This is a genomic window from Leptospira congkakensis, assembly GCF_004770265.1.
Lineage (GTDB): Bacteria > Spirochaetota > Leptospiria > Leptospirales > Leptospiraceae > Leptospira_A > Leptospira_A congkakensis.
The window spans coordinates 152,602-166,339 of the sequence record NZ_RQGQ01000016.1 but is presented as its reverse complement, the minus strand read 5'-3'; the positions used below and the strand labels follow the sequence as shown (position 1 = coordinate 166,339).

Annotated in this window: 11 protein-coding genes; all 11 read right to left on the bottom strand. The window is 34.6% G+C overall.

Annotated features, from left to right (window positions below; genetic code table 11):
- Positions 1-133: 133 nt before the first annotated feature.
- The gene (locus EHQ70_RS11150) at positions 134-2,284 is read right to left on the bottom strand and encodes an ABC transporter substrate-binding protein (RefSeq protein ID WP_135586403.1); all 2,151 of its coding nucleotides are present in this window, start codon (positions 2,282-2,284) and stop codon (positions 134-136) included.
- Between the two features lie 129 nt (positions 2,285-2,413).
- The gene (locus tag EHQ70_RS11145) at positions 2,414-2,956 is read right to left on the bottom strand and encodes a PadR family transcriptional regulator (RefSeq protein WP_135586401.1); all 543 of its coding nucleotides are present in this window, start codon (positions 2,954-2,956) and stop codon (positions 2,414-2,416) included.
- 8 nt (positions 2,957-2,964) lie between these two features.
- The gene (locus tag EHQ70_RS11140) at positions 2,965-3,561 is read right to left on the bottom strand and encodes an NAD(P)H-dependent oxidoreductase (RefSeq protein ID WP_135586399.1); all 597 of its coding nucleotides are present in this window, start codon (positions 3,559-3,561) and stop codon (positions 2,965-2,967) included.
- 78 nt (positions 3,562-3,639) lie between these two features.
- A complete protein-coding gene (locus EHQ70_RS11135; RefSeq protein WP_135586397.1) occupies positions 3,640-3,945 on the bottom strand; it encodes a DUF1554 domain-containing protein in 306 nt (101 codons plus the stop codon).
- Between the two features lie 139 nt (positions 3,946-4,084).
- Positions 4,085-5,086: a DUF1554 domain-containing protein gene (locus EHQ70_RS11130; RefSeq protein WP_135586395.1), complete on the bottom strand. Its 1,002-nt coding sequence runs from the start codon at positions 5,084-5,086 to the stop codon at positions 4,085-4,087.
- A 360-nt stretch (positions 5,087-5,446) separates the two neighbouring features.
- Positions 5,447-7,510, bottom strand: a complete 2,064-nt coding sequence (locus EHQ70_RS11125; protein ID WP_135586393.1) for a heavy metal translocating P-type ATPase — start codon at positions 7,508-7,510, stop codon at positions 5,447-5,449.
- Positions 7,511-7,519: 9 nt separating this feature from the next.
- Positions 7,520-10,624 (bottom strand): efflux RND transporter permease subunit, encoded by a 3,105-nt coding sequence (locus EHQ70_RS11120; RefSeq protein WP_135586391.1) that lies wholly within the window; start codon positions 10,622-10,624, stop codon positions 7,520-7,522.
- Positions 10,614-11,861 carry a TolC family protein gene (locus tag EHQ70_RS11115; RefSeq protein WP_135586389.1) on the bottom strand — a complete coding sequence of 416 codons (1,248 nt, stop codon included), beginning with the start codon at positions 11,859-11,861 and terminating at the stop codon, positions 10,614-10,616. The genes EHQ70_RS11120 and EHQ70_RS11115 overlap by 11 nt, the downstream gene beginning before the upstream one ends.
- 50 nt (positions 11,862-11,911) lie before the next feature.
- A complete protein-coding gene (locus EHQ70_RS11110; RefSeq protein WP_135586387.1) occupies positions 11,912-12,286 on the bottom strand; it encodes a hypothetical protein in 375 nt (124 codons plus the stop codon).
- A gap of 162 nt (positions 12,287-12,448) precedes the next feature.
- The gene (locus EHQ70_RS11105; RefSeq protein WP_135586385.1) at positions 12,449-12,829 is read right to left on the bottom strand and encodes a DUF3703 domain-containing protein; all 381 of its coding nucleotides are present in this window, start codon (positions 12,827-12,829) and stop codon (positions 12,449-12,451) included.
- Between the two features lie 120 nt (positions 12,830-12,949).
- Complete coding sequence (locus tag EHQ70_RS11100) at positions 12,950-13,729, bottom strand: helix-turn-helix domain-containing protein (protein ID WP_135586383.1); 780 nt, start codon at positions 13,727-13,729, stop codon at positions 12,950-12,952.
- Positions 13,730-13,738 lie beyond the last annotated feature (9 nt).

Here is a 13,738-nt window from a genome sequence, read left to right as displayed (position 1 = left end):
TGAGGGAAATCATGATAATTCACCAAAGAATGCGGGCTATACGAAACTCGCATAATTGTCACTCTTGGGAGCCTATCTCAGTCAGATATATGTATATCGTTTATCGTGCGACTTGAACTGTATTTTTTAAAAATTAAAAATCGGCCACAGGCAACCATACAGAAAAACAGGTTTTTTCCGGAACATCTTCTAATTCAATCTTTCCGTCCATTTGGGTAATGATTTTTCTACAAATATCTAATCCTAAACCCATACCTTCTCCATCTGGTTTTGTGGTAAAAAATGGATCGAAAATTTTAGTTTTAATGGAATCCGCAATGCCGGTCCCAGAATCAATAATCGATATTTTTAACCAATTTTCAACAGATTGAATTCTTATTTCCAGAGTCCCATTGTAAGACATTGCTTGTAGTGCATTGTTCAACAAGTTGATCCAAACCTGATTTAGTTTATCTCTGTTCCCAATACATTTTTTATCTGTTATATAAGTTTTAACTATATTTACCTTTGTTAGATTATAATGATAAAGTGAAAGTATAGTTTCAATTTCAAACACAAGGTCAACAACAGTATCTCCATTTACAATTTCTTTATCAGATATAAGATAACTTTTCAAAGCTTTTATCACATAAGTTGCTTTTTCCGACGCAACGGATATAATTTGATTAGAACGATAAGCAGTATTGATACTTGCGACTACTTCTAAAATTTGTAATGACTTTGCACTTTCCAATATTTTAACAAGTTCATCGCCCAACCGATAAACACCAGTTTCAACAACGAGTTGCATATGTTCTCCATACAAACCCATTTTATCAATCGCAGCAAACTTAATAGCAAGATCTTTCTTAATCATTCGCTCAGTTTTGCCTTCAATAAAAGTTCGATTTTTTAAACTTTCTTCTAATACTTTATAAAACCGAATTGAATCTTGCTCACTAAAGCCAACAATAACATCAATTACACTTTTTAGTTTATGATTTAAAAAGTTAGAAAGAAACGAATTTGATGAAACGATGGCTCCGAGAGGTGTATTCAATTCATGAGCCATTCCAGCAGCCAATTGTCCAATTACGGCTAATTTTTCCGAGGCTAGTAGTCTATCCTGTGCTTCCGTAAGTTCTTTTAATGTATTTAATAAACTTTGGTTTAAAACTTGTAAATATTCATTAGAGTTTTTTAATTCTTCTGTTCTAACCTCAACCTGTTTTTTTAAATTTTCAGAATACTGTTTATTCAAACGTCGCCACTGTATAAGCCCTAACACTACAAAAGAAAACAATAGAATCCCAAACGAATAATAAATCCAATCGTAGTTCGTTGGTGGATTTGGGTCGTAGATAAATCCTTTTAGGTTTATATTTTTTGGAAGCATTCCGAGATCAGAATATACATCATTGATATGTTTCCAACGACCAGGATTCATATATCCCATTTCAACAAGGACAGGCTGAATCAAAGGAGTCATTTGTTTTGCTTCAAACAACAATCGTTCTTTTGTATTTTTCTTTGAATACTTTTCGTAAATTAAATCGACGATTTCTTCCTGATGACTCATGGCGTATTGCCAACCACGAAGACTTGCTTCTCTAAAAACCTTTACTCTCTCTGGGTGTTCGCGAACTTCCGCTTCACTTGTAAATAAATTATCACCATAAAAATCGATACCTGCAACCCTCGGTGAATATTCCACAATAGGAAAACCTGCTTTTTTAAAATCATAAGCCTGCGTGGTAGCATATCCTGAATAGGCATCTACCTTACCTTGCATTAGATCACTTGGCGTAAATCTATGGTTTAATAACTGTAAGTCACCAACCTCAATTCCTTCCTTTTTCAGATAAGCGACAATTTCATTCATACGCGGAGTGATCATCACACGTTTCCCCGCCAAGTCATGTATACTCTGAATATTTGAAGTTTTTTTAAAAAATAAAACAGAAGGAGAGTGTTGAAAAATGACAGCAAGGACAACTACCGGTTTTCCTGCGTATCTCTCTTGGATTAATTCATTACTGCCAACCCCATATTGACCAACGGATCGAGTAACCTTTTCATGAATCCCAGTGATTCCAACTGTGCTTTCAAAAATTTCAACGTCTAATCCAACATCTTTATAATAACCTTTTTCATAAGCTGCATAGTATCCTGCAAATTGGAATTGATGGAACCATTTGAGATGAAGGGTAACTTTTTCATTTCCGAAAACGGGAGAATGGAGTAAAAAGTTGGAAAAAACTAAAAGGAGATAATAAAGTTTATGATTGATAACACTCCCATTCATAATCTGTTTTTTATATAGATTATTTCTACCAAATCAATGAATTAAATCAGGTTTTAGTATTTTATTGCATAAGAACCTGATAAAAATCTAACTGAATGAAAAGCCTTCTCATTCAAAAAAAACGAAAACTCATCCGTTAACTTTGTTCTTAACCTTGTCAATCCAATCCAAATTCAGTTTCGTTTGTTTTTCGGCATATTCGAGAGTCAGATACCAATATTCTTGATCAGGATGTTGGTTCCAATCTGCATCTAATTCTTTTTGAAAACTTTTAAGCAATTTTAAGTCTTCCTTTTGTTTACGAATTTCTTCCTCTAGTTGTTTGGTTAATAATTTGGGATTCATGTGCCTGCCAAAAAATACCTTAAATAACAACTCATTTCTTTTGTTGGACTGGATTGGAGATTCATCCATCCAGCGGCGTAACGTTTCTAACCCGGGCCGAGTAATTTTATAAACTTTTTTCTTCTTTCCACTAACATCCATTTTCTCCCTTTCACGAATGAGTCCTTCTTCCTCTAACTTCGCAAGCGTTGGATAAATTTGTCCAAAACTTTCACTCCAAAAAAAACTGATCGTGGACTCAATGTATTTTCTGATTTCGTATCCATTCATTTCACACTGAGAAAGAATTCCTAATAGTGCGTATTGTGTTTTACTTTCTCGTTTCATCTAAAATATCATTCCCCGCGAATTGCTAGTGATTCCACAAGATTTGTCCATTTAAGAAAATGTTTGAGTTTGCGGGTTCTCACTTCACCCAAAATAGTAACTTTTACCGGAGCCACTCCACAAAATTCTAATGTTCCAAATTTTAATAATTGGACACCAGGAGATTTATTGAACCATTTATAATACCAACTTGGCGCATCCATTGTTACAATGATACGAGCTGATTTACCTAACAAAAGTTTTTCGGGGAAAGGAGAGTTTTTTCTATATTTAAAAGAAAACCCAGGCAAAAAAACACGATCGATCCACGCCTTTAAAACTGCAGGCATACTGGCCCACCAACTAGGAAAAACAAAAACTAAATGGTCTGCTTCTGAAATTAACCTTTGGCTTTGAACCAAATCTGGTTCGAGAGTCGGTATAGAATCTTTTTTATGGCCCATATATAAATTATAATCGAATTTTAAGTCAGCCAATTTCAAAAAACTTACAGTGTGGCCTGTATTCTTTGCCGCATTCACATAAGTTTCCGCTAAATGTGCACAAAGTGAATTAGGGTTAGGATGGCCAAGGACAACGAGGATATTCCTCTGGTTTGTTTTCATAAATTTACCATATCTGCCAGATATATTTTCCAGCTATATCTATTAGATATAGCCAATCAATAGAAAAACTATAAATTTTTATTGTTCAACACAATAAAATGGTAAATTACTGCTACAAGTAAATGAATTCATTCCAATCGCATTGGATGAGGTTGCAAAAGTATCACCAGCATTTCCATTACCAGAAATTAAAGCCCATTCACCACAATGGAGATTTATGGCACTAGGCCAATCAGCAGCTAAACCAGTCCAAGCCGTTGTTGAAGTCGGGCGAATTGGCACGATAGGAAAAGTAAAAAGTGAATTTGCGTTCGTTGTGCCAATTATAGTTGAAGTGTCGTCATTTCGTGCATAAGAGGCAAATGGCTTTAAAACCCAGGTAATTTGACCGAAGGTTCAACTTAGATTGAGGCCAGAATTGCTTTTTATGGTTACTTCCACATAACAATTGCTACACAATATTTTAGAGAGATTTATTTTTAATGAATAGATCTTCCAAAATAGTGAAAGGTCTTATCAAATTTCATTGTTCAACACACAATAAATTTGATTGATTAGAGCAAGAAAAATTTCCTCCAAAAAAAGTAGCATCTGAATTCTGAGTTCGGAGTGCATTACCCGTATAAAAAGCAGTATTATCAGTCCAACCGTTACAGTGATTGGGACCGTAAACCCAACCAGTTGCACTACCAAACCAAGCCCCAAAAGTCACTGCGCCAATCACATTTACTAATGGAACCTGAAGTAGTGATGTAGAACCGGTATTAGAAATCAGAGTGGTTCCATCAGCCAGGTAATAATATGCGTTTGGTTTTAATACCCAATCTACTTGACCATCTCCGACATTCGCAGTTAAAGATGCAATTCGGGTGGTTCCATTTAGAATCATCGCCTTACAACTAGAACCTAATGGACATTTGCTTTCGGACTGACAAATGGCATCGGCCCCTGAAACTCCTCCGAAATCTCCGCCTCGGTAAGGATTAGCAGACAAAAATATTTTTTTTTCGTTATCCAAAACTTGCATTTGGATTTCCGCAGGATTTAAATCCAACTTACTATCAGTCGATTTTGGAATCAAAACCACACGAAAATCGCGAGTACCATTAATCAAAGAATCATTAACGCCCGTTATCTGTATTTCCTGAGGTGTCGACCAATTGTTTGAACTAAAACTGAGTGTTGTAGGATTCACATGCCCATAATCAGGATTTGAAACTATTAATTCAATATCTACCTGTGCCTCTGGTTTCTCCTTAAGGCTTACAGAAAATGGAACTGGGCTTCCGAATTGTAAACTCCCACCTCCCTCTGAAACAACTCCCCTTTTAGAACTAAGAGCAATCACTGTTGGGAAAAAAGCAATCGTACCAGTAGAACAATTATTTTTTCCTTCACTTAACAGATTAAAAATGATTGTTGATTCTAAATAAGACTCGGAATTAATATCACAGGCGTTGTTGAAAGATCGATCACTGCAATAAAAAACAAAACCTAAAAATGGAATGAATAAATAACGAAACATAAAGGAAAGAATCTAACTGCCTGTGTCACGTTGGTCCCATCGAAAATACCCGCAATCAATAATAGAAAATCTATAATTTATTGCAGGTGGTTATCGTATTCCCTTACAACTAACGGGAATAAGTTTATTCGTTATAGACAAATTCATTACATTCGGCTTTGTTTCTAGAGAAAATCTCTACTTGATTTTTAATAACTTTAAAAACTGATTTCCCTAAGAATTAAAGAACCTCCAGTAGAACGATCACCCTACTACAAAAAATCTATATTCTATCGTTTCGTTTAGCAATTTCCGTTATCACTACAATTAAAATTGCAGTGATAAGAAATTTAAAGAACAAAAAAAATACAAAAATTTACCTTACTCGATTATAGGAAATTGTTTATTTTGAATTCTAACAGCATTTAAAATTGCTAATAAAGATACGCCAACATCTGCAAAAACAGCTTCCCACATGGTTGCAATTCCACCTGCTCCTAGTAACAGAACAATAAGTTTAACAGAAAATGCTAATGCTATATTTTGAAAAACAATTTTCTTTGTTTCTTTACCAATCCATATTGCCATAGGGATTTTCATTAATTGATCATCCTGAATCACAACATCTGCTGTTTCGATTGCGGCATCACTTCCCAGTCCACCCATTGCTAAACCTACATCACTCAAAGCGATCACAGGTGCATCGTTAATTCCATCTCCAACAAAAGCAATTAATCGATGTTTATTTTTAAGTTCTTTGAAGATTCGAACTTTATCCTCAGGAAGTAGATCTCCCCACGAATTTTTAATACCGACTTTCTTTGCGACTTTAGCAACTATACTTGCTTTGTCTCCGCTTAACATGGCGGAATCAACACCCATTTTCTTTAGAATTTTGACTGTTTCGTTTGCATCTGGTTTGATGGTATCTGCTATAGAAATATATCCTGAATAATTTCCATTAAACGAAATTAGAATGATAGAGTTAGATATTGATTCCACATTCTCTAAGTTAAACGGGATTTGGAATTTTTCTAAAAGTTTTGGATTTCCTGCAAGAATCTCTTTTCCAGCAACAATTCCTCGCATTCCATGACCGGGAATCTCTTCTATACTTTCAAAAGAATTCAAACCTGACTCCGGTTTTCCAAAATAGGAATTTACTGCCACAGCAATCGGATGGGAACTATGAGACTCAAGGATATTTACTAAATCAAACAAACCTTCTTTCTCATATTCTGGTTTAAGATAAGTTTCATTCACCTTAAACTCTCCCTTAGTAATTGTTCCCGTTTTATCCATAACAACCATATTGATTTTAGCAAGAGTATCTAAAAAATGACTGCCTTTGAATAATATACCTTTTCGACTCGCTGCACCAATACCACCAAAATATCCCAAAGGGATTGAAATGACTAAAGCGCAAGGACAAGAGATAACCAAAAAAATCAGTGCCCGGTACAACCAATCTCTGAAGAAATAATTCTCTACTAGAAAATAAGGTAACAAACAGATCGCAATCGATAAAAGAACTACGATTGGAGTGTATATTTTTGCAAATTTTCTCATAAACAATTCGGTTGGCGCTTTTTGTGTCACTGCGTCCTGAACTAATTCAAGAATTTTGCTTAACTTACTATCAACAAAAGGAGTTGTAACTTTAACTCTTGATACTTTTGTCAAATTAATCATACCAGCAAATACAACATCACCACTTACTTTTGTATCTGGTTTACTTTCACCTGTTAATGCTGCTGTATCAAATGAGGCAACATCAGAAATGAGTATTGAATCTAATGCTAATTTTTCACCTGGTTTCAATTGGATTACGTCTCCGACAGCAACTAACTCTGCGGCAATTTCCTTCACTGACTCACCGTCAACGATAGTAACGATTTCAGGCCTTTGGTCCATCAAATTCTTAATATTCAATTTTGCCTTTCGAACTGCCAAACTCTGAAACACTTCCCCAATGGAATAAAATAACATAACGGCAACACCTTCGGGGTATTCGCCAATAGAAAAGGCTCCTATGGTTGCAATGCTCATCAGAAAAAATTCAGAGAAAGGATCTCCAGCGAATATTTCTTTTACGGCTTCTTTAAGAACAGGAAATCCAACAGGAAGATAAGCCAAAATATAGAATAAAACATTGAGGATCTGGAATTTCTCTGGTAATATCAATAAATTCTCAATCGCTAAGGCAACACCTAACAATACAGAAGAAATGATTGGGGGAAGAAATAATAGAAACATTGAATTATTTTTACCCTCAGAAGGATTTTCATGATCATGATGATTTTCTTCACCAGATCCATGATCATGAGTCTTTTGATTCATCATGTTTTTGTTTTTAATTGGTATGTCATCATGCGCACAACAAGAATGTTTCTGTTCCTGGTTCCGATTCATTTTTACAACCTCTGATTTAAAATTTTTATTCATAATTTTCAATTACTCTTCCAGCCATTCGTAAAATACAGGCAATAGAAATAAGGTCAGAAGAGTGGAAGAAACCAAACCACCAATAACAACAGTGGCCAAAGGTTTTTGCACTTCAGCTCCAAGCCCTTCACCAATTGCCATAGGAATGAATCCAAGTGAAGCAACAAGAGCTGTCATTAACACAGGCCGTAACCTTGAAACAGCAGCTTCCTTAACCGCATTCTCTAAAGAGAATCCGTTGGAACGAAGTAGATTGATATTGTGAATTTTAACAACACCATTGAGAATGGCAATCCCTGATAAGGCGATAAAACCTATGGCAGCAGAAATACTAAAACTCATATCCCTTAAATAGAGAGCAAAAATTCCTCCTGTAGTTGCAAAAGGAATACTTAGATAAACAAGGATTGTTTGTTTATAACTATTCAAACTTTTTAAAAGCAAAAAGAAAATGGCAATTAAAGTTACAGGAACAACAACTACAAGTTTCGATTTTGCTTTTTCTAAATTTTTAAATTGGCCTCCCCAAAAAACTTGATACCCTTTGGGAATACTTAAATTTTTCTCAATTTTTGCTTTCGCTTCGCTGACAAAGCTTTCAACATCTCGATCTTCTAAATTAATAGAAATTGCCGCATATCGCCTTCCATTACTCCGAGAGATCGTCATTACCTTTTTTTCCAATTTATAATCAGAGACTTCTTTCATTGGAACTAGTCCAAGATCGAGAGTACCAATAGGTAGTTGATTCAAATCTTCAATAGAATCGCGGTATTCTTCAGCTAACTTAACAACAATGGGAAACTTTCTATCATTGTCATAATAATTTCCAATGTTTCTCCCACCGAGATAGGAGTTATAAGTTGTGTTGAAATCTTGAATTGAAATTCCGTAACGAAGTATACGATCATAATTAGGTTTAAAGTCCAATACCTTCCCATATCTTAAGGCTAAAATAGGATCAAGTTCTACATCGCCTGCACCATTAATTGTTTTTAAGTTTTCTTCAGCAGAATTTTGAAGTGAGATTAGAGTTTCTAGATCATTTCCTAAAACTCTAAAAGTAATATCAGCTCGACTCCCTTCTAACAATTCATTGAATCTTGCTTCCACTGGTTGCCCAATAGAAATCTCACCATCGGGAAATTCTTCATTTAGTTTGGAACGTAATCTTTCTAAAAAAGGAAGCCAGTTTTTTTCTTTGATTAAATCAGCGACAATGTCCTTTTTTAAAATTACAAATGTATCCGACATATAGATTCCCATTGGATCATTTGCAACTTCCGTTGTTCCTGTTCTTGAAAAAACATATTCTACCTCCTCAAAGGTCTGCAAAAGTTTTTCAACTTGTTTCTGGGATTCAGTCGATTTAGAAAGACTGATGTTACTTTCTCGAACGACTGTCACCATGATATCCCCTTCCTTTAGTTGTGGAATGAAGTCTCCACCCAGTTGAAAAAACAAGAGAACCGAAACAAAAAAAAGTAGAATAGCAGAGAGAAGGGCAAACTTTCGCTGCTTAAAACCGAATAACAAGACGGGAACATAAATATTTTTGATTCGATCAAATCTTTCGACTTTCTTTTTTTTCTTATGTTTACTTTTAACAATGATTAAACATAAAAAGGGAATCAGTATTAAAGTGATTAAGTAACTTCCTCCTAATGCAAGAAGTACCGCTTGCGCCATTGGACGAAACATCTTTCCCTCTACACCATCTAAAGTCAAAATGGGAATATAGACCGTCATCACAATAATGATCCCAGAAGTTACCGGAACCAAAATTTCTTTCGAAGCTTCCAATACAAAGGTTATGGGGTCAACGATCGTTTCTTCACCAAGTGCTTCTTTTTTTGCTAGGACATTTTCAACCATAACAATAGCAGCATCAACTAAGAGGCCGAAATCAATGGCGCCAAGACTCATCAAATTCGCAGAAATATTAAAGTAATACATACCGATTGCAGTAAACAACATCGAAAGCGGTATAATGATTGCTACGAATATCGAAGCTCTAAAATTTCCTAATGCTAGAAACAAAATGAGTACAACAAGCAAAGCTCCTTCTGTTAAATTTTTTAATATTGTGGTTATCGTTGCATTAACCAAAAAACTTCTTTCACTTAGAATTTTAATCTCAACATCTTCTGGGAGCTGAATCTGAGGCAAAAATTCTTTTAAATTGCTAACTGTTTCTCTACTATTGGCTCCCACATACATCATCACTGTGCCGAGCACTATCTCCTTTCCGTTATGGCTCGCAGATCCAAGTCTCTGCATTCCATGCACTCGCACAATTGCTAAGTCGCTTACACGAATTAAATTACCGAAACCATTTTGCCTAACCGGAATTTTCCTAATATCTTCTTCTCTAATTCCGCTCCCGAAGGATCTGGCGATAATCATCTCGTCATTTTTTTCAATGTAACCACCACCAAAGTTATCACCAACAGTTTCGAGAGCATTAACCACTTCATTGATACTAACGCTATTTGATCTCAATTTTTCTGGGATTAGATCAATATGAATCTCTTGTGCATACCCGCCAATAGTATCTACCTCAGCAATATTTTTTACATTAGAGCGAATTTGATTTCGTATACTCAAATCTTGGATTGTTCTTAGATAGGTTAATTTTTCAGCCTCAGTTAAACTTGCAAGCTTAGAGCCTTCTTTGGCCTCAACAGAATACATTAAAATTTCGCCAAGACCCGTTGTAATCGGAGTTAACTCAGGTATTGTCCATGGTGGAATTTTATCTTTTACATTTTGCAATCGTTCCAATACAATTTGTCTTGCACGATAGACATCAGTGCCATCTTCGAAAGTTAAAACGACATTGGACAAACCGAACTTAGATAGAGACCTTACGTCTACGACACCCGGAATCCCTGACAGTTCTGTTTCTATAAAAAATGTAATTGTTTTCTCAACTTGTTCAGGATCCAATGATCCGGATTTTGTATTCACTTCTACGATTACATTCGATATATCTGGCAATGCATCGAGAGACACTCTTGATAGAGAAAAGATACCTACCGAAATTAACAAAACCGCAAAAATAACAACAAAACTTCTATTCTTTAATGAATACTCTAATATCTTAGTTAACATTGATGGCCTCTTGGAAATTTGGGTTATTTGTTAGAAACAGAATTTCCGTGATATTTTCGACAAATTGCATTTGGTAATCATAAATTGCTTCATGTGTTTCATGAAGTTGCATTTCCAACTCTAAATAATTTATTAAACTAATTCTTCCTTTTCTAAATTCAATATCAGCATAACTTAATTTTTGTTCTATGGATGGAACGAGGGAAATGGAAAATTTATCCAAAGACCTATTAATGGATTCATATTCGATTAAACTTGCGTTTAGCCTTGTTGTTAAAATTCTAATTTGATGATTCAATAAATAATTCTCGGAAGCGACTCTCGACTGAATACTCTTTACGACATCCTCATTTGTATCCAATGAGGGAATGGCAAAAGACACACCTAGATCGAAAAATCGGTTAGCAACTCCGGACTTATCCTCACCAATGCTACCTTGTAATTTGATATCAGAATACTTATCTAGTTTTGCTAGTTCAACTTCTTCTTTTGATTGTTGTATCTTAGTGTGAGACTGTTTTAATATTGGATTTTTCTCTATCATCTCAGCGATTAATTCTTTTTTTTGAAGTGGTTTTCCTCTTTGTAGCCATGGACTAACAACACTTACTTCACTATCCAAACCTAAGAAAAAATTTAAATTTTCCCAATTCACCTGTTTGTTTTGTTCCAAAACGATTAGATGTTTCTGAAGACTTAAAATCCTATTTTGAACTAGGTACAATTCAACTTTAGTCTCGGGAGATACAAAAACCTTCTTCTCAATGAAAGATTCAATTTGAGAAACTCTTTTAATTCTGTCTTGAATGTGTGAGGCTTTTTCCAAAGCAATTAAATACGAATATACTAATTTAATTACACTAAATCGATATTCTAATCTACTTTGCTCCAATTCAGCTAAAAGATTTTTTTCCGTCGCTTCTGCGATTTTGATTCGTAAATCTCGTTTTCCAGGATAATAAAAATCCTGACTTAATCCGACTGAATACTCTGGTCCAGCTTCATTGCTCGCTCTCCTTCGACCGTAATCGAGAGAGACGTTTGGGTTCTTGTACTTTCCAGCCTTTTGTTTTAACTTTTCAGCTTCTTCTACTTTTGCTTGACCAGCTAAAATTAAATCAGCCTTAGAGTCAGCAAGGTCTAAAACCTCTTTCAAAGAAAGAGACTTAGTTACTTGCGAATGAATAGGCAAGGCAAACAGGAATGCTAACACAATAGCATTTTTAGGTAAAAACATACATAATCTCCAATTTAAAGTTTGTTAACCGAGGAACTGGTAACTGACTTTTAAATTAGGAGCAAAATGGAGTTGAGGTGTTTTGAGTAATAAAGTTCTGAAAATACCAATTCAGGTTTTTGGTATTCTAAGTTTTTAATTAGTGAGTTGGGAATTTCAGATACGAAATCGATCAAAGATACAGTAAATACAGGCTTTATATATTTGATAGAGTCAAATATTGAATAGTCTTTTTGGCAAAAACAATCTTCAATTTTATGATCTTTACCATCACAAGGTTCTTGTGATTTTTGATGTCCATCATCGATTGCCTGATAAATGAACTCGTCGTTTAAACAATTAATTTCATAAGCCTCTAGTACATTACATGAAACGGAACTTAAAATTCCAAACAATGAAATGTATGTAAACAACTTACGAATCATAATTTTTTAATGTTTCCAGAAATCCTTATCTCAAAATTAATCCGCAATCGAACTTGGCAAGAAAATTTAGATGATAAATGCAACCAGCTATCATCATTGATGAAAAAAGTTGAGTTTATCCCCTAAACTTTCTATCCTTCATTTTTATTTGTTTAGCGAAATTTATTTCTTTAAACCCGCAAGACCGGTACTATCGGTATCTGCATCCTTTAATAAACTCTTTAAATCATCCGGAATGGACATAGAAGCAAATATAGGAACAGAAGCTGCACCAGTATTTCCGACAGGAATTCGATTGAGTAAACTTCCGACCCAACCTACTGACATTCGAATCATTTGTCCCAAGATTTCTTTTCCATTTAAGGTCCTAATTCCATGTAATAACATTCGGAAATGAATTCCTGTATGAGGAATGGGATGGTATTGCCCAATGATATGAGCTCTTTCTAAAAAAAGCCAAGCCTTAACGAAATTTTTTTCCTTCAATGAGAGATGATAACCCTCTAATTCTTTTAGGTAGGCCAGCTTGAAGTTCTTAGGCATTTTAAAATTCACGTTGTTCAACCGATTCCTTTTTATTTTATCTCGGAAATCAATAATTCATGAAGTCCTAAGATAAATTTATATTACCCGAAATAAGAGGGATATACTTGTATAAAAGGGCTATTGAGAAAATATTTTTAGTTCAAAATGAGGATTTTTTTTAAGTTCAGAAGGACTCAACCCAAAAGATCTACGTAACACTCGATTAAAATGTGGCTGATCAAAGAACCCACTTTCATGAGCTGCATGAATTAATTCCTTATGTTCAATTAATGTCAGCACAGCTTTTTGTGTTTTTTTCCATAATTTATAACTTGAAAATGTAATTCCAGTTTCATCTCGAAATAAATGGCGAAATCTGCTGGGTGATAATTTTGTTATTTTAGATATTTCAGCTAAAGATAATTGTTCCAGTTCGTCCTGGTGTATGAAAGACAAACTATCCTTAATTCGATCATCAATATTTCTTTGATTGTCTAAAATAAATTTATCTTTAAGTAATTGAATTATTTTGTTTATGGCATCACTCTGATTTGACTTCAATTGTGTTTCGATGTATAAAATATCGGAATCGGAAACAATGCCCTGTAAGTCATAAGCAGGGTCTCCTTCTTTTTGATCCAAAACAATTGGATCAGATAAATTAAATAACAACGGATCAATTAATAAAATAATAAAACGTTCATTCCCGAATGTGGTCTCATGACTTACACCCGAAGGAATCAAAGCTGCCTGTGAATAAAAATCTTTTCCATTCTTCCCTCGAAGCAGAAATGATTTGTCCAAAGAAAAACAAAACTGATGATAAAAGTGACTATGTCGTTTGGTTGCAAAGGATACACCTGTATAAGCAGCTGCTTCATTCCAAATATAAAATCTTGATTTCTGATTTGTATCCATTTTATTGAA